Below are 20794 nucleotides of genomic sequence, written 5' to 3' on the forward strand. Positions count from 1 at the left end.
CGCTGGGTGCCCTGGCCGCCGCGGCCGCCGAGACCACGATGGTGTGGCTGGTGCCCCGCTCCCAGCCGTCACTGGCGGCCTCCGACGGCGCGGTGACGGCGCTGCACCGGGTCCGCGACGAGTTCCTGGAGCCGCTGATGGCGGCGACCCGGCGCCTGCGGGAGAACACGTGAGCGGTGTCTTCGGCATCGACGTTCAACACTCCCGGACGGTCGTCGCGCTGGCTGAGGCCGCCGGTGGGCGGGTCCGGACCGATCCGGTCGGTGACGGGCGCCGCGCCCTCATCCCGAACGCCGCCGACGCCGCCGGGTGGGCCAGCGATGCCGGCAGCCTCACCGCCTCGTCGTCCGGGCTCCACCACTGGCGGGTCGATCCGGGAGGTGCGCTGTTCCTGCGCGGGCTGCGGGCCCGGCTGATCGCCTACCTCGGTGGCGGCGACCCGACGCTGGCCGGCGGCTACCCACTCTGTGCGGTCGGCGAGGGCGCGGCCGGCGGAGAGGACGCGGCCGACCGTGGCACGGCCGGGGGAGAGGGCGCCGAGCTGCGCCGGGAGGCGGCGGCGGCCGGGCTGCCCGATCTGCTCACGGCCGGCTCCGACGACGCGCTGCTGTGCCGCTGGCTCACCGATCCGGCCGGCGACGCCGATCCCGGCTTCCGCGGTCCGGTCACCGTCGTCTCCTGCGGCGAACGGCGGACCACGATCCGGGAGTACGAGGTGGTCCGCACCGAAGACCGCCTGTCGGTACGGCGTGGCCCCGGCCGGAGGATCGACGCGGGCAGTGGTGCCTGGACCGATCGTCTCTGCGCCGAGGTGCTGGACCGCTGCCGGGGCGTGCGACCCGGCTCGACCCTGCACCTGCTCGACGCCGCCCTGGAGTACGGCGCCCGCATGCGGCACACCCCCTCCGGCCGGTCCCTGCCCTGGCGGGGTGTCCTCGCCGACCACCTGACCGCACCGCTGCGTCTGACCAGAGCCGACATGGCCGGCTGGGACGAGGTGAACCGGGCGGTCGGCACGATCACCGGCGCCGTCGCGGACTCGCGCTCGTCCGGCCCCCGTCCGACCGTGGTCGTCGGTGGCCTCGGCGCGGTCTGGCCGTTCGCCGCCGACGCCCTGACCCGCTTCGGAAGCGTCTGGAGTTCCACCGAACCGGAGTTCGACGTGGCCGTCGGCGCGGCCTGGTGGCCGGCCCTGAGCGGCTGTTTCATCGACGGCCCGGCCGGTACCGCACGCCCGGTGGCGGCGGTCGCGGCGTCCCGCCCCACCGGCCGGCTGCCGTCACCGCCGTGGCGGCCCACCACCGGCGACAGTCCCACCTCCGCGATCAGTCCCGTCTCCGGTACCAGTCCCGCCGCCGGCGAGCCGGAGCCGCCATGGAAGTCCGCGTCCGGTCCTCCTCCGGCCGATGCCGCTCCCGCCGACGACTCGACGCCCCCGTGGCGCCGTTCCTGAGAGGACAGGCCGACATGCCTGACGACGTGCTCACCCCCGCCGCGCCGGCGGCCGAGCTGGAGGTCGCGCCGGCCGAGAACGCGGCGCTGCTGCTCTCCGCTCTGGAACGCCGCTACCTCGGTGACTTCGAACCGGCCCGCTGGCAGGTCGCCGACACCGCCGACTCGCCGGCCCGCCCGGTACTGCGGCAGGTCGAGGAACTCGGCGGGGCCCACAACCCGCCGCCGTCACTGATGGCCAACGTGCTGACCGCGCTGCACACCCCGGGCCAGGCCACCGTCATGGTCGCGCACGGTGACGGTGACCGGCACACGTTCCACTACGGGAGCCGGCGGATGGCCGCGGCCGGTGGTTCGGCGGCCGACTTCCTGGCCGGGCAGGCCGGTGCGCTGCAGGCCAACCTCCCGGGGCTGCGGCTCGGCCCGCCGGTTCCGCTGGACGCCGTGGCGTTGCCGACGGTCACCGAGTTCCTGCAGGTCGCCCCGGCCCTCGGCGTGGTCACCGGCGTCCCGTCGGTCCGGATCGGCCCGCGCGCGTTCGCCCAGAACATCGACCGGCTCACCGCAGCGGTCGCCGGCCGCCGATACGCCGTCGTCGTGGTCGCCGAGCCGATCGCCCCCGACGACCTGGACGCCGCCCTGGACCGCTGCCGTCAGCTGCGCGGCGACCTGCACGGGCTGGCCCGCCGCACCGTGACCGAGTCGGAGCAGACCACCACCTCCGAGTCCACCAGCCGCCGTGAGGTGCCCACCGGTGGCGCGCTGCCCGCCGCCCTGGCCAGCCTCCAGCTGTTCTGCAGCCTGGCCGGCACCCGCAACCCGGCGAGCCGTGCACTGCGCTGGGCCGCCCCGCTCGGGCAGGCCAGCAGCGTCACCCAGCAGTGGGCGCACCTGATCGACCCGGGCACCGTCACCTCCGGGACCACCGTCACCAGTGGCCGTACCGTCGGCTCCGAACGTCTCGACGCCGGGGCCGATGCCGCCGAGCTGCTGATCCGGCAGTACATCGACCGGATGGAGGCGGCCCGTACCACCGGCTGGTGGCGCACCGCCGTCTACCTGGCAGCCGACAGCGACGCCGCCCTCGCCCAGGTCGCCGGCGCGCTGCGCAGCATCTACAGCGGTGACGCCGGAGCGGTCGAGCCGGTCCGCCTGATCCGGCCGGCGCCGTGGCTGATCCGCGACGCCATGCTGCAGGGCACGGTGCTGTCGCTGACCACCCGCAAGCCGGGGGCCGGGCATCCGCTCGGTGCCATGTTCGACACCCTCGCCACCTGCCTCAGCTCCGACGAACTGGCCGTGGTGGTCGCGCCGCCACGGCGGGACGTGCCGGGCACCCCGGTCCGGGACGTCGCCGACTTCGCGGTCAACGCGCCGCCGCCCGGGCCGGACACGGTGCCGCTGGGCATGCTGCAGGACTCGCAGGGCAACGACCTGCGGGCGGTGGGGCTGTCCGGGACGGCACTCAACCGGCATGTGTTCATCACCGGGATGACCGGCTTCGGCAAGACCACCACCGCACAGCATCTGCTGCGGGAGGCGTACCGGAAGCTCGGGGTGCCGTTCCTGGTGATCGAACCGGCGAAGGCCGAGTACCGCGCGCTGCGCCACGACCTGGGGGTGCGTGTCCTCACCATCGGCGGTGACTCGCCGTTGCGCCTCAACCCGTTCCTCCCGGTCGCCGGTGCCTCCCTGGCCCGGCACATCGACCTGCTCAAGGCCGTCTTCAACGCCGCCTTCCCGATGTTCGCCGGCATGTCGTACGTGCTGGAGGAGGCGATGCTGGAGATCTACACCGAGCGGGGCTGGAACCTGCGCACCTCCACGAACGAGGCGCTCGGCGTACACCCGTCGCCGGACGATCTGGCCGCTGTCGTCCCGTCGCTCTCCGATCTGCACGACAAGATCGACGAGGTGCTGACACGCCGGGCGTACGCCCCGGAGGTCCACCAGAACATGGGGGCCGCACTGCGGTCCCGGCTCCGCAGCCTGATGGTCGGCACCAAGGGTCTGACCTTGAACGGGTCGCGGTCCGTGCCGGTCGCCGAGATCTTCGAGAAGCCCTGCGTCATCGAACTGCGCAACCTCGGTGACGACGAGGAGAAGTCGTTCGTGATGGCGCTGCTGCTGTGCCTGCTCTACGAACACGCCGAGGCCCGCGCCGCGACCGGCCGGGGGCTGCGGCACCTGACGTTGATCGAGGAGGCGCACCGGCTGCTGTCGGCCACCCGGTCCGGCGGTGCGGAGAGCCCCGACGTGCAGGCCAAGGCGGTCACCATGTTCACCGACCTGCTCGCCGAGATGCGCGCCTACGGTGAGGGTTTCCTGATCGCCGACCAGATCCCCACCAAACTGGCCGCCGACACGCTCAAGAACACCGACGTGAAGATCCTGCACCGGCTGGCCGCGCCGGACGACCGGGCGGTCCTGGCCGCGATGACCGGGCTCACCGAGGCGCAGAGCCGGCACCTGGCCAACCTGCGCCCGGGGGTGGCCGTCGTGCACGACTCCGAACTGGGCGCCCCGGTGCTGCTGCGGATGCCGCCGCCGGCACCGGAGCCGGCCGTCGCGGCTCCCCGCGCCGAGCCGGCCGACCGGACGTATCTGCACCTGAACGGGGCCTGCCGGTACTGCCCCGAGCCGTGTGAGCTGCTCGACCGGGCGGGGCGGCCGGACGCGGCGTTGCTGCCGTTCTTCCGTTCGGTGCTGGCCGGCTCAGCCGACGGCGCCTGGCGGGCGTGGTCGGCGTGGCGGGGCGGGCAGGAGGCCGGGGTGGCCTACTGTGCGTCCGCTCAGGCCGGGTATCGCTGGCTGGCCGCCGTCTTCGCGGCCCGCAGCCCGGCGAGCGCCGGCCCGGTCCCGGCGGCCGAGCGGGTCCGCCACGATCAGGCCGCCCGTGAGCTGGCCCGGCTCTGCCGCGACTGGAGCGACCGGACGGCCGTCGGCGACGAGGCAGCCGGTGACGGGGCGGCCGGCGACGGGGCCGTGGGCGCCGCGGCCGCCTCCGAATTCGCGACGGCCCAGGAACGGCTGCGCCGCCTGCTGGCCAAGGCGCCACCGCGGGAACTACCCGGCTGCCAGGCGTGCCCGTTCCGCTGCCACGTGCTGCCGCTGCTCGCCGACCGTCTCACCATGCTCGCCCCGGCGGTCGCGGCCCGCGCCACGCAGGCCACCCCGGCCACCACCCGGGTGCTGTCACTGACCTCGCTGGCCGGCGCCGAACTGGACCCGGCCCTGACCGCCGACACCCCACTGCCGGCCCTGCTCTACTGCCTGGTCACCAATGCCACCGCCGACCGCCCGGACGCGGCCGCCGACCTCCTGGAGAACCTGGCCACCGCCTGACCCGCCGCGGTACCCGTTACCTGTTCCACGCCGGAGATCAGGAGAACAGCGAGGCGAGGACCCGCTTGAGGGGGCCGTCGTCGCGGTCGCTCGCCCACGTCACGGCGCTGAGCGGGCGGCCCTGCTCGTGGGCCTCGGCGCAGTGACGCCGGACCTCGGCGGCGATCGGCTGGCCGGCGATCGCCAGCGCGCCATGGGTCCGTAGCCGGTAGGCCGCGTTCTCGGCGGCGGTCACCCCGGCCCGGCCATCGTCGCCCAGGTGCGCGGCGATCGCGACGACCCGCTGATAGGCGGTGACGCACATGACCCCCAGCGGGGCGTTCTCCGGCACGTCGACCTCGGCGTTGGCCCGGCGCAGCGCCTCGGTGACCGCCCGCACGTACAGCCGGGCCCGGACGTCCCGCGCGTGGCCGTCGTCCAGTTCGCCGAGCAGGTCGTCACGCCGTGCGTCCGGGAGCGTCGTGAGCAACGCGGCCCGGACCGGTTCGGGCAGCTCACGGAACAGGTGGCGCAACCGGTCCGGCGGCAGCTCGGTGAGCAGCCCGGCGGCCTGCTCGGGGGAGGGCGACGCGCTCGCGCGGACCACGTCCCGGTCGGCGAACATCTTCAGCACCCTGGCGCGGGTGCCGGGCTTGCCGGCCAGCATCACGCGGGCCAGGTCGGCCGGGCCGAGGGCGTCCGACACGGCCACGAACCGGTCCGGCGGCAGCCCGTTGAGCATGCTGACGGCCGACTGCGGCGGGGTCTGGCGGATCATCGCGGCCAGCTGAGTTATGGGCATCATCCCGCCGGGCAGCATGACCGTCACCTCGCGCTCTCGATCAAACGTGGTCCGACAGGAATAGCACCCCGCGGGCGTCCGCGACATCGCCGGAATGGCCGGCCGAGTACCGGAACCGGCGGGCCGGGCAGTGGATTCACCGAAGTGGAACCCACACCGAGGTGTCGAGGCTCATCTCGCGGCCGCCTCGTTCGTGGCGGGGGACGGGGCCGCCTCGTCCGCGGCCGGGGCGGGGGCCGCGTCGGCGCGGGCGTCGGCCAGTACGTCGGCGGGGACGTGGGTCTCCAGGAATCGGCGGGCCAGGCGGGTCGACGGGTGGATGGCGACGGTGGCCACCACGATGACGCCGGCGATCAGCAGCCAGCCGGCGGCACCCCAGTTCATCGCCAGGAAGGTGTAGACAGCCGGCGCCCACACCTTGCCGAGTGTGCTGGTCAGGCCGGCCGCCCCCTGGTAGGCGCCGCGCTGGCGCGGGTCCATCAGTTCAGCCTCGAAGGTCCAGCCGGCCGCCGACAGGTAGAGCTCGGCCCCGGTCACGGTGACGTGTCCCAGCCAGACCAGCGCGATGGTGACCCAGCCGACGGTGTCGTGGGTCGCCAGCGTGATCACGCAGGAGATGACGAAGAAGAGCGACGAGATCCGGACCGCCCGCAGCGCTGTCGGAATGCCGTGGACCCCGCGTGCCGTCACCATCGGCAGGAAGATGCACATCACCGTGTTGGTGCCGAACAGGAAGGCCAGCAGCACCCGCGGGGCGTCGGTCTGCTCCACCAGCCACAGCGGGATCACGACGTTGAGCAGCACCTGGTTGGTCCAGAAGACCCCTTCGAAGAAGGTGGTGAGCAGCCAGCCGGGGTTGCGCAGCGGACCGGGCCCGGGAATCTTGATCTTGCGTTCGGCGGCGGTGCGATTGTCGTGGGAGGCCCGGGGCAGCCTGGTCACGGCGGCCGCGTTGACCAGGAAGACGACGCTGGTGAACCAGGGCAGGGCGTGCAGGACGTCGTTGGAGTGGAAGGCCAGCGCGATACCGCCGGTGAGGGAGCCGAGAGTGAAACCGAGGTTGAGCGCGGAGTACATGTAGGCCCGTGATTTCACCCGCTCGCCGGGCGGCAGGACGTCGATCGTGTACGCGCCGTGGGCTGCCTGGCCCAGTGCGCTGACGATCTCCATGCCGACGGCCATGGCGACGAAGCCCCGGAAGTCGGTGATGAAGGGCCACAGCGCGAACATCCCCGCCTGGCCGACGGCACTGACCGCCCACATCCGCTTCGGCCCGAAACGGTCGACCAGCTTGCCCATCGGCAGTGCGGCCAGGAACGCGGCGATCCCGGCGATGGTCAGGCCCAGACCGACCTGGGCGGCGGACAGCCCGACGATCTGGGTGAAGAACACCGCCGACCCGGTCATGAAGGCGCCGTCGCCGAGGGCGAACAGCAGCGACTGCACGGACAGTCGCCCGGCCAGTGGGGACGGGGGACGCATGGAACGGAGGGCGGCGCCGAGAATCACCCGGCAAGTCTCCGGCCCGCGATGTCACCTGTCGCCCCATTTTCGGGACCGGGCCGCCGACCAGGCCCGGGGGAGAGGGACGGGCCGGGGGAAGTGAAGGGGAAGGGGGGTCAGGCGGGGACGCGGTCGAGGGTGGCGCGAGTGACCGTGGAGCGGGCCCACGGGCCCGAGGTCACGTGGCCGATGATCAGGACCGCCAGGCCGAGGGCGCAGAGGATCCACCAGCCGGCCGGATCGTCGGGGGCGCTGCCGGAGGCGACGACCGCGCCGATCACGGCCACTCCGAGGGCGCTGCCGACCTGGCGGCTGGTGGAGGCGATGGCGGCGGCGACCCCGGCGCGGGCGCGGGGCATGCCGGAGACCGCGGTGTTGGTGATCGGGGTGTTGACCATGCCGAACCCGAACCCGAAGAGCAGGTAGCCGGCGAACAGCTGCCAGGCGGGTGTGTCCGGGCCGGCCCAGGTCAGCGGGAGCATGCCGACGGCCATCGACACGCCGGAGATGCGCAGCGGCAGGCGGGTGCCGCGGGAGCCGACCAGCCGGCCGGACAGTGGCGACGCGACGATCGTCATCACCGCCATCGGCAGGGTGTAGAGGCCGGCGTGCAGGGCGGACAGGCCCCGTACCTCCTGGAGGTAGAGGGTGTTGAGGAACAGGAAGCCGCCCAGCGACGCGAAAGCGCTGATCGCGACGAGGGTGGCGCCGCTGAACGGCGCGCTGCGGAAGAAGCGCAGCTCGATCAGTGGTTCCTCGCGGCGCGGCTCCCACCACAGCAGGGCGGCCAGGGAGGCGGCGGCCAGGGTGAAGCAGCCGACGATCACCGGGGAGGACCAGCCCTCGGACGGGCCCTCGATGATGCCGAAGGTGAGCGTCGCGAGCAGGGTGAACACCAGGATCTGGCCGACCGGGTCGAGGCGGCGCGGGTGCTCGGCCCGCGACTCCGGGATGAACCGCCAGGCCAGCAGGAACGCGACGACACCGACCGGCACGTTGATCCAGAAGATGGACGGCCAGCCGAACGAGTGGACCAGGACACCGCCGGCGAGCGGGCCCAGGGCCATGCTGAAGCCGGTGACCGCGCCCCACACGCCGATCGCGCGGGCTCGTTCGCGGGGCTCGGTGAACGTGTTTGTGATGATCGACATGGCGACCGGGTTGAGCATCGAGCCGCCGACCGCCTGGATCATCCGGAACGCGATGAGCGTCTCCAGGGTCGGCGCCAGGCTGCACAGCAGCGAGCCGATCGTGAACAGGGCGAGCCCGGCCTGGAAGACGCGGCGCCGGCCGATCCGGTCACCGGTCGAGCCGGCCAGCACCAGCAGGCTGGCCAGGACCAGCACGTACGCGTCGATGATCCACTGGAGGCCGGAGACGGGGGCGTCCAGGTCCTCGGCCATCGCGGGGAGCGCGACGTTCACGATGGTGACGTCGAGGCTGATGATCAGCAGGCTCATGCAGCAGATGGCCAGGATCAGGTAGCGGCGCGGTTGCACTCTCACGGTTCTACCCGTGATCTTTCCGGGAAACCCGGGGGTGTTGCTGAAATCTCCTAGGGGTACGGCTCCGGGAACAGCCCGGATGACCATGACGACCCGGCCGGGAAGAGTGGGTTCCAGTCCACTTCGGAGGTTGTCAGACATGCAGCGTCGTACCCTGCTCGGAGCCGCGTTCGCCGGAACCGCCCTGGCACTCACGGGGCGCGTCCCCGCGTACGCCCAGGGTGTGAATGAGACCGCGCTCGCCGCGGCGCTGGACCCGCTCGATCCGGCGGTGAGTGGCGCCCTGGTCCGCGTCGAGGGGTCGGCCGGGCGCTGGTGCGGCCGGGCCGGCGTGGGTGACGTGCGCAGCGGCAGCCCGGTGCCGTGGGATGCCCGGTTCCGGATCGGCAGCATGACCAAGGCGTTCACCGCGACCGTGATGCTGCAGCTGGTGGCGGCCGGGCTGGTGGAGCTGGACGCGCCGGTGCGCCGTTACCTGCCGGACCGGCTGCCGGAGGGCTATCCGGGCACGATCCGGCAGCTGCTCGACTACACCAGTGGGCTGCGGGCGCGGGAGATCCCGCACAAGGACCGCGATTGGTTCCTGGAGCACCGGTTCGACACGTTCGAGCCCGGCTACCAGGTGTTGTGGAACGAGGAGCCGCTCTTCACCCCGGGCGACAAGCAGGTGTACGGCAATGTCAGCTACATCGTGGCCGGGCTGGTGATCGAGAGGGTGACCGGGCGGCCCTACGCCGACGCGATCCGGCGGGGCATCCTGCGGCCGCTCGGCCTGCGGCACACCTATCTGCCGGGTACGCACACCGCGATCCCGGGGCCGCACGCGCACGGCTACGAGCTGATCGACGGCGAGTATGTGGACGTCACCCGGGCCAATCCGTCGCTGCAGTGGGCCGCCGCCGAGATGATCTCGACGACCGCCGACCTGGACCGGTTCCTGACCGCCCTGCTCGGCGGCCGTCTGCTGCCGCGGCGGGAGCTGACGGCGATGCTGACCGTGCCGTTCGACAAGGCGGTGTACGGCTGCGGGCTGAGCCGGCTGATCGTCGGCGGCGTCGAGATCTGGGGCAAGTCGGGTGACCGGCCGGGCTACAACAACGGCATGGGCGCGACGCTCGACCTGAGCCGCCGGATGGTCTACTCGCTGAACACGCTCAAGATGGGCGGCGACACGCCGGCGCTGGCCGGGCGCCTGCTGATGGCCGCGTTGACCTGATCACAGTTTTCCTGACGCCGGTTATTGGGCAAGGTGGGGCCCATGCATATCTGGCCGGGCAACCCGTACCCGCTGGGCGCCACCTATGACGGCGGCGGCACCAATTTCGCGCTCTTCTCCGAGGCGGCCACCCGCGTCGAGTTGTGCCTGTTCGACGACGACGGCAAGGAGACCCGCATCGACCTGCCGGAGCGGGAGGCGCTGGTCTGGCACGGCTACCTGCCCCGGGTGGTGCCGGGCCAGCGCTACGGCTACCGGGTGCACGGGCCGTACGACCTGTCCCGGGGGCTGCGCTGCAACCCCAGCAAGCTGCTGCTCGATCCGTATGCGAAGGCGATCGACGGCACCTACGAGTGGGATCAGGCGCTGTTCTCGTACAACTTCGGTGATGCCGGGTCGGTGAACGACTTCGACTCGGCGTCCTACTCACCGCGGTCGGTGGTGATCAACCCGTATTTCGACTGGGGCAACGACCGGCCGCTGAAGATCCCGATGTGGCAGACCGTCATCTACGAGACGCACGTCAAGGGCATGACGGTCCGGCATCCGGACATCCCGGAGGACGTCCGCGGCACGTACTCCGGCCTGGCCCACCCCGCGATGATCAAGTATCTGAAGGGTCTCGGGGTGACCGCCGTCGAGCTGATGCCGGTGCATCAGTTCGTCCATGACAGCGGGCTGATCGAGCGGGGCCTGACCAACTACTGGGGTTACAACACGATCGGGTTCTTCGCCCCGCACAACGGCTACTCGTCGTTCCCCGAGGGCGGTGGGCAGGTGCAGGAGTTCAAGGCCATGGTCAAGGCCCTGCACCAGGCCGGCATCGAGGTGATCCTGGACGTCGTCTACAACCACACCGCCGAGGGCAACCATCTGGGCCCGACGCTGTCGTTCCGGGGCATCGACAACCCGGCCTACTACCGGCTCGTCGACGAGGACAGGCAGTACTACTACGACACGACCGGTACCGGGAACAGCCTGAACGTCCGGCACCACGAGTCCCTGCGGCTGATCATGGACAGTCTGCGTTACTGGGTGACCGAGATGCACGTCGACGGGTTCCGGTTCGACCTGGCGGCCGCGCTGGCCCGGGAGTTCCACGAGGTGGACCGGCTGGCCGCGTTCTTCGACCTGGTCAACCAGGACCCGGTGGTGTCACAGGTGAAGCTGATCGCCGAGCCGTGGGACGTCGGCGACGGCGGCTATCAGGTCGGCGGGTTCCCGCCCAACTGGACCGAGTGGAACGGTAAGTACCGCGACTCGGTCCGGGACTTCTGGCGCGGCGAGCCGTCCAGCCTCGGCGAGTTCGCCTCCCGCTTCACCGGCAGCTCCGACCTCTACCAGGACGACGGCCGCCGCCCGATCGCGTCGATCAACTTCGTCACCGCGCACGACGGGTTCACCCTGCACGACCTGGTCTCCTACAACGAGAAGCACAACGACGCCAACGGTGAGGGCAACCGCGACGGGGAGAGCCACAACCGGTCGTGGAACTGCGGTGTCGAAGGCGAGACCGACGACGCCGACGTCATCGTGCTCCGCGAGCGGCAGAAGCGGAACTTCCTGGCCACTCTGCTACTCAGCCAGGGCGTCCCGATGATCGCCCACGGCGACGAACTCGGTCGTACCCAGCACGGCAACAACAACGTCTACTGCCAGGACAGCGAGATCTCCTGGGTCGACTGGGCCGAGGCCCGCAACGAGGACGTGCTCACCGGTTTCGTCCGGCGGCTGCTCAAGCTCCGGGCCGACCACCCGATCTTCCGGCGGCGGCGGTTCTTCACCGGCCAGCCGGCCGGCGACTCGGCGCTGCCGGACATCGCCTGGCTGCGCCGCGACGGTCAGCCGATGACCGAGGCCGACTGGAACACCCGCAGCGGCATGACGATGACCGTCTTCCTCAACGGCCACGGCATCCCGGAACGGGACGCGCTCGGCGAGGAGATCCGGGACGACTCGTTCCTGGTGCTGTTCAACCCGCTGGACGAGGATGTCGCCTTCACCCTGCCGGGCCGCGACTACGGGCGGACCTGGGAGGTGGCGGCCAACACCGCCGACCCGCTGCTGGCCGCCAAACGCAGGACCGCCCGCTCCGGGACGCAGTTCACCGTGCAGCGGCACACGCTGGTGCTGCTGAGGTGCCGTTACTAGTCAGAGCTCCACACAGAAGATGTTGCCCTCCGGGTCCTCCATGACGGTCAGCTCGCCCGGCGTCACCACGGTGGCGCCGAGCCTGACCAGCCGGTCGACCTCGGCGGGCACGTCCTCGTCCGGCGCACGCAGGTCGAAGTGCAGCCGGTTCTTCGCCGTCTTCGGCTCGGGCACCCGCTGGAACCACAGGTTGGGGCCGCCCCAGCCGGGCGCCTCGACGTAGGCCTTGTCGCTGGTCGAGTCACTGTCCAGCTCGCCGCCCAGCGCGGCCGCCCAGAACCGGCCGACGACCAGGGCGTCGGCGCAGTCGAAGGTCAGGCTCTTCACCCACGCGACGGTCATGAGGACACCGACCGGTACCAGGCGATCTTCTCCCGGACCCGCTTCTGCTCCAGCCGCAACTGATCCACCCTCGCGTCGATCTCCCGGTCGTGCTCCTCCAGCAGCGCGGTGCGCTGCTCGGCACCCTCGTCACCGAGCCTCAGCAGCTCGGCGAAACGGCGCAGGCGCGCGATCGGCATGCCGGAGTCGCGCAGGCACCGCAGCAGCCCGAGGCGGGACAGGTCGTCGTCGGAGAAGACCCGCCGGCCGGCCGACGTCCGCTGGATGCCGTGCAGCAGCCCGATCTTCTCGTAGTAGCGAATGGTGTCGATGCTGACGCCGAGTCGCTCCGCCGTCTCCCCCGGTGTGTAAGGCACCCGGTCAGACTAACCACGACTCCCCACTGGCGCGGGACAGGCGTCGATGCCACGCTGAGGCATGGAACGAGTGGCGCGGCCCCGGCTGCACTTCACACCGCGTGACGGTCGTGTCGGCGAGCTCTTCGGCGTCCTCACCTCCGGTGGGCGTTACCAGGTCTTCTACGAGCACCTGTCCGGCGACGGGCCGGCCTGGGGACACGCCACCTCCGACGATCTGATCATCTGGACCGAGCAGGCGTCCGGCCCCGCGTCCGGCGACCGTCCGTCCGGCTGTGGCAGTGTCGTGACCGGCCCGGACGGCCCGGTCCTGTTCCACACGCTCACCGACGGCGGCGTCGCCCGGGCCGCCGCGGTCCCCGGCATCACCGGATGGCGCGGCGACCCGTCCGGCCCGCTGGTCGGCGGGCCGCCGTCCGGGGTCACCGGGATGGGCGATCCGTACGTGTGGTGGGCCGGCACCAACTGGCGGATGCTGCTGTCCGCCACCCTCCGCGGCGGCACCGCCGGGGTCCTCCAGTACCACTCCGCCGACCTGCTGAACTGGCAGTACGACGGCGTGATCGTCTCCCGTGACCGCACCTCGTGGGGCTGCCCGCGGCTGTTCCCGCTGGACGGCTCGTGGGTGCTGACGCTGACCGCCGGTGACACGATCACCTACGGCGTCGGCAACTACGACGGCATGCACTTCACCGCCCGCGCCTGGGGGACCTTCGGCCGTGGTGACGTCGGCCCGATCGTCACGTTCGTCGATGCCGCCGGCCGGCGCTGCGCCCTGGCCCGGCTCGGCCCGGAGCGCGGTGAGCTCAGCCTGCCCTGGGTGCTGTCGGTCCGCGACGACCGGCTGATCGCCACCCCGCACCCCAATCTCGACCCCTACCTGATCAGCGGGGCGGCCGGTCTGACCGCGGCTGGAGGAGAGGTCCGCGACCACGGCGACCTGATCCTCACGATGCCCGCCGGCGGGGAGACGACGTTGTTCGCCGACGCCGACATCGTGGAGGTGACCGTCGAGGGGGTGAGTGGTCTGGGGGTGGCCCGGCGGACCGGCCCGCCCGCGCCCGGTGTTCGATTCGCCCGGTTCGGGGCGGCCCCGCAGGGCCTGATCGGTATGGGGCGGCAGGAAGAGGCCGGACCTTAGCTAAGTACGCGCAATGTGCTGCCGAACACGTTTCTGGTCGTCAAAGAAGACGTGAACGGAGAGCACATCGATGCCCGCCATCCGGAAACCGAGTCGCCGTGCCGCGCTGACCGCCGCCTCCGCGCTGTTGTTCGCGGGCTTTCCGGCGGTTCCCGCCCACGCGGACACCCCGGAGGACCTGCCGGCCGGCGTCTGGGACTCGTCCTGCGCCGACGCCGCCGCGGTCTACTGCGTCCAGGACGCCACGATCCTTCCGCTGAGCGGTGGCGGTCCGCAGAGCCCCGCCGCTCTGGGGCTCACCCTGACCGTGCAGACCGTCTCCGACGGCTTCGGCGACTGGATCGACTGGTCGCTCACCGGCCTGGACGGTCAGCCGGCCGCGATCCGCAACGGCACGGTTCACCTGGTCATCAACACCGGCACCTACCTGCCCCGCTACACCGACGCGGTCGCCCGCAGCGGGCTGCTGGCCTTCCGTTCCACCGACTACGACGGCGCCAACCTGCTCAACATCTTCGGCAGCCCGACCGTCGTGCACTGGAACAGCGACGCCGACTGCACCGCCGGGGTGTCCTGCGGGGGAGTCCACAGCATGGCCGGCCAGCCGCGGAACGTGTTCCAGGGACGCACCCAGGATCTCGAGGGCATGCCGGTGGGGTACCTGACCGCCTTCGACGGCGCGGTCGTCACCAGCGACATCCAGGCCCGGCCGGTCCTCCCGGCCCACGACCCGGGCGGGGATCCGCCGCTCTCCTTCGGCGCCTTCGGCAACCCGCAGCTCACCGCGGCCGGCGCGGCCGTCCGCAACAACCTGCAGGTCTTCCTGCCGCCGGTCTATTTCACCTCGGCCGGCACCACACCGAGCGCCGCCGCGGCCGTCGGCTTCGACGTGGTCGCCTCCGGTGATCCCGACCGGCATCCCCTGGCCATCAGCGGGGTGCAGGGCGGCGGGATCCGGATGGACCTGATGGACCTGGGCATCGGTTCCGAGATGTCTCCCCTGACCGTGCACTACCGCCCGACACCGTCCGGCACGTGGGGCATGAGCGCGCCGAGCGCCCCGCGCATGGTGTCCGCGACCGGCACGGCCGGCGGCGCGACGGTCCGGTGGAGTGCCCCGGCGCTGTCCAACGGCGCCCCGGTCAGCGGCTACCGGGTCCGTGCCTGGACCCAATCGTCGGGCGGCACGATCGCCGCCTCCTGCGAGACCACCCTCCTGACCTGCGCCCTGTCCGAGCTGACCGTGGGCGGCATCTATCACGTCGCGATCAGCGCGGTGAACGCGTTCGGGGAGGGCACCCCCGCCGCCCGGGTCGCCGTGGCCGCCGTCGTCCCGGAGTCACCGGCCGAACCGCCGGTCGACCCGTCACCGTCCCCGTCCCCCTCACCGACGCCGTCGGTGGAACCGTCGCCCACCCCGGAACCATCGCCGTCGGCCGAACCGGTCGTGCCGTCCGCACCGGGGCCGGTCCGGCTCACTCCCGGCCCACGCCGGCTCACCGTCAACTGGAGTGCCCCGGGCAGGGACGGCGGCGCCCCGATCACCGGGTACACCGCCCACGCCTACCGCACCACGGCCCGCGGCGTGCCCGTCGCGAGCTGCGAGTCCGGCGGCGGCGTCCGCTCGTGCACGCTGACCGGCCTGGGTGGTGAGCGGCTCTACGTCGCCGTCAGCGCGGTCAACTCGGCGGGCCGGGGACCGGAGGCGCCCACCATGCCGGCCGCCACGGCGTGGATCCCGCCCGGCACGCCGGTGAACGTCTCGGTCACGTCGTCACGGGGCCGGGTCACCGGCGAGTGGCAGGCGCCGGCGAAGAACGGCGGCACCCCGATCACCGGGTACCGGGCCGAACTGTCCGACGCGTCCGGGCTGGTGGCCCGCTGCACCAACAAGCCGGCGTTCCGTGACTGCGCGTTCCGTAGCGGGCTCACCGTCGGCCGTACCTACTCCCTGCGGGTCTTCGCCGTGAACGCGGCCGGCGTCTCCGTCCCCTCCGAGCCGATCCGGATCAAGGTCCGCGGCTGAGCCCCTCCCACAGCGTGACAGAGGACAGTCCCATGCGAATCATCCGTTCCCCGAGGTCCGGAACCGCCACCGCCGCCGTGGTCTTCGTGGTCCTGGCCGCGACACCGGCGCAGGCCGCGCCGGCTCCGGCCCCGGTCGCCGCCGACGGCAAGACCTGCACGATCGTCGGCACCCCGGGCGACGACGTCCTCGTCGGCACCCCGGGCCCCGACGTGATCTGCGGCCTCGGGGGTAACGACCGGATCCGTGGCGGGCCCGGCAACGACACCCTCGACGGCGGGCCCGGCGACGACCTGCTCGAAGGCGAGGCCGGCGCCGACCTGCTGATCGGCGGGCCCGGTCTGGACACGCTCAAGGGCGGCGCAGGCAACGACACGCTGCGTGGCGGTGACGACGACGACATCCTCGACGGCGGTGCGGGCAACGACATCATCGAGGCCGGTGGCGGCAACGACGACGTCGACGGTGGCGCGACCGAACCGGAGCCGGCGAAGGCCGCCGACCGGCTGATCGGCGGCGAGGGCGACGACACCGTACGAGGTGGCCCGGGCGCCGACGTCATCGAGGGCGGCGGCGGCAACGACACGATCTCGGGCGGCACCGGCAACGACACGGCGACCGGCGACTCCGGTTACGACACCATGACCGGCGACGAGGGCCACGACCGGCTGGACGGCGGCGACGACTCCGACGACCTGGACGGCGGGGCCGGCAACGACGGCGTCAACGGAGGGGCCGGCGACGACACGGTGGCCGGTGGCGACGGTGACGACAACGTGCGAGGCGGGTCCGGCGACGACCAGCTGACCGGCGGTGACGGCAACGACCGGATGAGCGGCGGGCCCGGCGCCGACGACATGGACGGCGGGCCCGGCAGCGACACGATGTCCGGTGGTTCCGGCGACGACACCATGAACGGCGGTGACGGCGACGACACGATGGACGGGGGCCTCGACGACGACACCATGAACGGCGGCCCGGGCAACGACGACGTCGAGGGCGGACCCGGCCTCAACGCCTGCGTGCCCGACCCGGACGACGCCGGCGGTGACAAGTGCACCGACCGCCAGTCGCCCCGCATCGAGGTCTCGTCGCTACGCTGGGCCATCGACCGGCCGGTCAGCAACACCGCGGACGTCACGGTCCGGGTGCGGGTCCACGTCACCGACGACCGCAGCGGCCTGATCAGCACGAGCGTGATGTTCCGCAACCCGGAGAGCGGCGGGCCCAGCTTCTGGGTGAACGGCTGGGACCCGATCAGCGGTTACCGCCACGACGGTGTCCTGGAGCTGGTCGGCACCCTGCCCCGCATGTCGGTGCCCGGCGACTGGACGATCGCCGCCATCCAGCTGCGCGACCGGGTCTACCGGGATTCGTACTACAACATCGAGCCGGACGGCAGCTACACGCTCAGCACCTCCGTCGACGGCTCGGTCACCGTCGACGACGAGTTCTCCCTGGCCCCGCTGACGCTGACCGGCGACGTCTACGACGAGGAGTCGCCGCAGATCGACATCGCCAGCGCGACCTGGCAGACCGGCACCACCCTGGACAACAGCGAATCGCGGGAGGTGCGGCTCGACATCGACGCGACCGACGACCTGACCGGCGTGACCTGGCTCGGTGCCCGCCTCACCAGCACCGTCCCGGGTGGGCCCAACGTCTATCTCTACAGCTCCCAGCAGACCGATCACCTGTCCGGCACGGTCCAGCTCAGCGGCACGCTGCCGGCGTTCGTGCCCACCGGCGAGTGGAAGGTGGTGTCGGTGTGGGCGTACGACGCGACCAACCGGTACCGGTCGGTCAGTCAGGGCGCGACGCCACCGGAGTCGTGGATCCCGGCGCTGACCGTGACCGGCGGGGTGTCGGACACCGAGGCGCCGACGATCGACATGAGCTGGGGCGAGTACATCGGGGCCACCGAGGCCGACAACGGCGCCGACCGGCAGGTACGGCTGAAGGTGAAGGCCGCCGACGACGTCAGCGGTGTGGACGGCATCTCGGCCACGTTCTGCACCACCGGCGCGCAGACCTACCTCTACTCGGTCGGCAGCGAGCAGACCGGCGGCGTGTGGGAGCTCACCGGCACGCTGCCGGCGACCACCACGCCCGGCCTGTGGAAGATCTGCAACGTCACCATCACGGACAACGCCAACCGCCAGCGCACCTACTACGTCGCCTCCGACGACACCTGGACATCGACCGGGCTGCCCGGTGGCACCTCGGCCATCCCGAAGTTCACCCTGCGCACACCGTCAGCCTGACCGGCCGGGAAACCTGGCGGCGGGGAAAGTTGAATCCGGGAACGGCCTCAGTTGAGGGTTTGTGATGCCGATCACCTCTTCTGGTCGCCCGGAAGACGTGAACGGAGAATCCGATGCCCAGCCGAACCGCCGCGCTCACCCTGGTGGCGGCGCTGCCACTGGGGTTCGCCCCGGCGCAGACCCCCGACGACCTGCCGGCCGGCGCCTGGGACACCGTGTGCGCCACGGCCGAGTCGGTCTACTGCATCGCCTCGGCGACGGTCACTCCGTCCGGCGGTTCCCCGCAGACGGTGGACTCGGCGGGACTGGCCGTCGCCGCGGCCACGGTCTCCGACGACTACGGCGACTGGGTGCGATGGTCGGTCGACGGCTGGGCGGACAAGCCGGCGGCGGTCACCGGCGGCACCGTGGAACTGGTGCTGCGGACCGGGACGTTCGTGCCGCGGTTCACCAACGCGACGGCGGCCGGGTTGCGGGTCACCCGGGCCGTCACCGACGGGAAGTACCAGCTGACCGTCAGCGGGCGGGCCACACCGACGGCCTGGCGCGGCGACACCGACTGCACCGCCGGCTACTCGTGCGGTGACAGCGACACCGTCGCCGACGCCACCGCGTACCGCTTCGAAGGCCGCACCCAGGACCTGGAGGGCTCGGCCGGCTTCTACACCAGCGGACTCGACGGCGCCTACCTCGCGACCGACGCCCAGGCCCGCGCCGACCTGCTCACCTACGACACCGGCGGCTCACCGCCGGTCAGCCTCGGCGTCCTCGGCAACCCGCAGCTCGACGCGGCCGGCGAGGCGGTCCGCAACTTCGTCACCCTCTTCCTGCCCGGTCCCTATCTCGCCGCGGCCGGCACCGACGCGGCGTCGGCCGCGGCGACCGGCTTCGACCTGGTCACCAGCGGCGACGCGACCGTGCATCAGAGGGTCACCGCTACCGCAACCGATGGCGGGGTACGGCTGGAGGCGCCCGACCTGGGACTCGGAGCGGACCTGGCCGCGGCCGCGTTCTACCCACGGACCTCCCAGTCCACCAGCGCCACCGCCCCCGGCCTGCCCCGCGGCGTCACCGGCATCGGCGGGGCGGGCACGGCCACGGTGTTCTGGCAGCCGCCGTCGACGAGCGGCGGTTCGGCCGTCACCCGCTACCGGGCCCGCGCCTACGCCGGTCCGGGTGGCGGAACGGTGGTCGCCTCGTGCGAGACCACCGACAGCTGGTGCACGATCGGCGACCTCGACGCGGGCGGCACCTACCACGTGGCGGTCAGCGCGGTGAACGCTCTCGGCGAGGGCGACCCGGCGGCCCGCGTGGCGGTGGTGGCGACGGCCGTACCCGATCCCGATCCGTCGCCCTCGGAATCGCCCTCCCCGGCGCCGCCGGGCGAACCCGGACCGACGCCCTCGGCATCGCCCTCACCGGGGCCGACCCGCGAGGTCCACGCGCCGTCCGCGCCCCAGGAACTCGATCTCACCCCCGGCGCCCGCCGGATCACCGTGGCCTGGGTCGTGCCCGACTCCGACGGCGGCGCCACGATCACGGGATACACCGCGCGGGCGTTCCGCACCGCGACCGGCGGTGAGCCGGTGGCGTCCTGCACCGCGCCCGGCAACCGGTACAGCTGCGTGCTCACCGGGCTGACCGCCGGCCAGAAGCTGTTCGTCGAGGTCACCGCGGCCAACGTGTCCGGGTCCAGTCCCGCGCAGAACCGGGTGGCGGCGACACCGTTCACCGTCCCGGGCGCGCCCCGCGAGGTCACCGCCAGGTCGTCGGACCGCAAGGTCACCGCCGGCTGGAAGGCGCCGGCCGGCAACGGCGGATCCGCGATCACCGGATACCGCGCCGAACTGTCCGGCCGGTCCGGCGTCGTCGCCCGCTGCACCGCACCGGCCAAGGCTCGCACCTGCACGACCAAGAAGCTGAAGAAGGCGAGCAGCCTCACTCTGCGGGTGATGGCCGTGAACGCGGCCGGGCCCTCGGCACCCTCCAAAGCCGTCAAGATCAAGGTGAAGGGGTCCCAGGTATGAGGATCATCGCCACCGCCTCGCTGATCGTGGCCCTCACGGCCGCCCCCGCGCACGCCGGCGGGAAGCCCGTCTCCGCCACCGGCAAGGCCTGCACCGTCGTCGGGACGGTCGGCAACGACCGCCTGTTCGGCACCCACGGCTACGACGTGATCTGCGGCCTCGGCGGCAACGACGTCATCAAGGGCCGCGGCGGTAGGGACGTCGTCGACGGCGGGCCCGGCGACGACGACCTCGACGGGGAGGACGGCGCCGACACCGTCATCGGCGGACCCGGCAACGACCAGGTCAAAGGTGGCAACGGCAACGATCAGGTGAAGGGCGGCGACGACACCGACGTGGTCGACGGCGGCCCCGGATCCGACCTGGTCGACGGCGGCGCCGGCGACGACACCGTGGGCGGCGGCACCACCGAGCCCGACCCGGTCAGCGGCGGCGACCGGGTGATCGGCGGCCCGGGCGACGACACGCTCACCGGCGGACCCGGAGCCGACACCCTCGCCGGTGACGAGGGCGACGACACCGTCAACGGCGGCGACGGCAACGACGTGGCCGGGGGTGACGAGGGCGACGACACGCTCAACGGCGACGAGGGCAGCGACCGGCTCGACGGCGGCGACGGCACCGACCACCTCGACGGCGGCGGAGGTGCCGACGGCGTCAACGGCGGCACCGGCAACGACGTGGT

Annotated in this window: 14 protein-coding genes; 9 read left to right on the forward strand and 5 right to left on the reverse strand. The window is 72.4% G+C overall.

Annotated features, from left to right (window positions below):
- The first annotated feature begins 169 nt into the window (after window positions 1–169).
- Window positions 170–1453: a hypothetical protein gene (locus tag ACFO0C_RS42005; RefSeq protein WP_378072428.1), complete on the forward strand. Its 1284-nt coding sequence runs from the start codon at window positions 170–172 to the stop codon at window positions 1451–1453.
- 14 nt (window positions 1454–1467) lie between these two features.
- The gene (locus tag ACFO0C_RS42010) at window positions 1468–4797 is read left to right on the forward strand and encodes an ATP-binding protein (protein WP_378072429.1); all 3330 of its coding nucleotides are present in this window, start codon (window positions 1468–1470) and stop codon (window positions 4795–4797) included.
- A gap of 37 nt (window positions 4798–4834) precedes the next feature.
- Here the strand turns inward: ACFO0C_RS42010 and ACFO0C_RS42015 are convergent, their stop codons facing one another.
- From ACFO0C_RS42015 to ACFO0C_RS42025, 3 genes are all read right to left on the reverse strand, one after another.
- Window positions 4835–5596 (reverse strand): magnesium transporter MgtE N-terminal domain-containing protein, encoded by a 762-nt coding sequence (locus ACFO0C_RS42015; RefSeq protein WP_378072639.1) that lies wholly within the window; start codon window positions 5594–5596, stop codon window positions 4835–4837.
- A 153-nt stretch (window positions 5597–5749) separates the two neighbouring features.
- Window positions 5750–7060, reverse strand: coding sequence for an MFS transporter (locus ACFO0C_RS42020; RefSeq protein ID WP_378072430.1), 1311 nt, complete (start codon window positions 7058–7060; stop codon window positions 5750–5752).
- 137 nt (window positions 7061–7197) lie between these two features.
- Window positions 7198–8586 carry an MFS transporter gene (locus ACFO0C_RS42025; protein ID WP_378072431.1) on the reverse strand — a complete coding sequence of 463 codons (1389 nt, stop codon included), beginning with the start codon at window positions 8584–8586 and terminating at the stop codon, window positions 7198–7200.
- 139 nt (window positions 8587–8725) lie between these two features.
- On the opposite strand from ACFO0C_RS42025, the gene ACFO0C_RS42030 reads away from it, so the two are divergent.
- Together ACFO0C_RS42030 and glgX are read left to right on the forward strand one after the other, a co-directional pair.
- Entirely contained in the window at window positions 8726–9802 is a 1077-nt protein-coding gene (locus tag ACFO0C_RS42030) for a serine hydrolase domain-containing protein (RefSeq protein ID WP_378072432.1), read from the forward strand.
- Between the two features lie 42 nt (window positions 9803–9844).
- Complete coding sequence (glgX, locus tag ACFO0C_RS42035) at window positions 9845–11953, forward strand: glycogen debranching protein GlgX (protein ID WP_378072433.1); 2109 nt, start codon at window positions 9845–9847, stop codon at window positions 11951–11953.
- Here glgX and ACFO0C_RS42040 read toward each other — a convergent pair whose 3' ends face one another.
- Both ACFO0C_RS42040 and ACFO0C_RS42045 read right to left on the reverse strand, forming a co-directional pair.
- Window positions 11954–12295, reverse strand: a complete 342-nt coding sequence (locus ACFO0C_RS42040; protein WP_378072434.1) for a VOC family protein — start codon at window positions 12293–12295, stop codon at window positions 11954–11956.
- Window positions 12292–12651 (reverse strand): MerR family transcriptional regulator, encoded by a 360-nt coding sequence (locus ACFO0C_RS42045; RefSeq protein ID WP_378072435.1) that lies wholly within the window; start codon window positions 12649–12651, stop codon window positions 12292–12294. Before ACFO0C_RS42045 ends, ACFO0C_RS42040 begins: the two co-directional genes overlap by 4 nt.
- Before the next feature lie 61 nt (window positions 12652–12712).
- Between ACFO0C_RS42045 and ACFO0C_RS42050 the strand changes: the two genes are divergently transcribed.
- The 5 genes from ACFO0C_RS42050 to ACFO0C_RS42070 all read left to right on the forward strand — a co-directional run.
- Complete coding sequence (locus ACFO0C_RS42050; protein WP_378072436.1) at window positions 12713–13792, forward strand: hypothetical protein; 1080 nt, start codon at window positions 12713–12715, stop codon at window positions 13790–13792.
- Between the two features lie 70 nt (window positions 13793–13862).
- Complete coding sequence (locus ACFO0C_RS42055; RefSeq protein ID WP_378072437.1) at window positions 13863–15818, forward strand: fibronectin type III domain-containing protein; 1956 nt, start codon at window positions 13863–13865, stop codon at window positions 15816–15818.
- A 32-nt stretch (window positions 15819–15850) separates the two neighbouring features.
- Window positions 15851–18082 (forward strand): calcium-binding protein, encoded by a 2232-nt coding sequence (locus ACFO0C_RS42060; protein ID WP_378072438.1) that lies wholly within the window; start codon window positions 15851–15853, stop codon window positions 18080–18082.
- Window positions 18083–18195: 113 nt separating this feature from the next.
- Window positions 18196–20109 carry a fibronectin type III domain-containing protein gene (locus ACFO0C_RS42065; protein WP_378072439.1) on the forward strand — a complete coding sequence of 638 codons (1914 nt, stop codon included), beginning with the start codon at window positions 18196–18198 and terminating at the stop codon, window positions 20107–20109.
- Window positions 20106–20794, forward strand: a 689-nt coding sequence (locus ACFO0C_RS42070) for a calcium-binding protein (protein WP_378072440.1), incomplete at its 3' end; no start/stop codon positions are given. The genes ACFO0C_RS42065 and ACFO0C_RS42070, both read left to right, overlap by 4 nt.

This window comes from Actinoplanes subglobosus (genome assembly GCF_042650585.1).
Taxonomy (GTDB): Bacteria; Actinomycetota; Actinomycetes; order Mycobacteriales; family Micromonosporaceae; genus Actinoplanes; species Actinoplanes subglobosus.